This window comes from Clostridioides sp. ZZV14-6009 (genome assembly GCF_020658095.1).
Taxonomy (GTDB): Bacteria; Bacillota; Clostridia; order Peptostreptococcales; family Peptostreptococcaceae; genus Clostridioides.
Genome location: NZ_JAGWDG010000085.1, coordinates 1 through 332, shown reverse-complemented (window position 1 = coordinate 332; position 332 = coordinate 1). Strand labels below are relative to the sequence as shown.

At 49.7% G+C, this 332-nt stretch carries 2 tRNA genes; both read left to right on the top strand.

The features are described 5' to 3' along the window. Positions 1-77: 77 nt before the first annotated feature. A tRNA-Gln gene (locus KGF36_RS19985) sits at positions 78-153 on the top strand. A gap of 16 nt (positions 154-169) precedes the next feature. Continuing rightward, positions 170-242 (top strand) — tRNA-Lys (locus tag KGF36_RS19980). Positions 243-332: the final 90 nt, after the last annotated feature.

The following is a 332-nucleotide window of genomic DNA, read 5'->3' as shown; positions in this document are numbered from 1 at the left end:
TAGCTCAGCTGGATAGAGCAACGCCCTTCTAAGGCGTGTGTCCGGGGTTCGAATCCCTGTGCGCTCACCACATATATTGGGGATTAGCCAAGTCGGTAAGGCACATGACTTTGACTCATGTATGCGTAGGTTCAAGTCCTGCATCCCCAGCCATTAAATATTAAAGTAGGGTTCATTAGCTCAGCTGGCAGAGCACCTGACTCTTAATCAGGGTGTCCCGAGTTCGATCCTCGGATGAATCATTGGAAGTAAAATATGGAGAGGTGTCCGAGTGGTTTAAGGAGCTGGTCTTGAAAACCAGTGACTTCGAAAGGGGCCGTGGGTTCGAATCC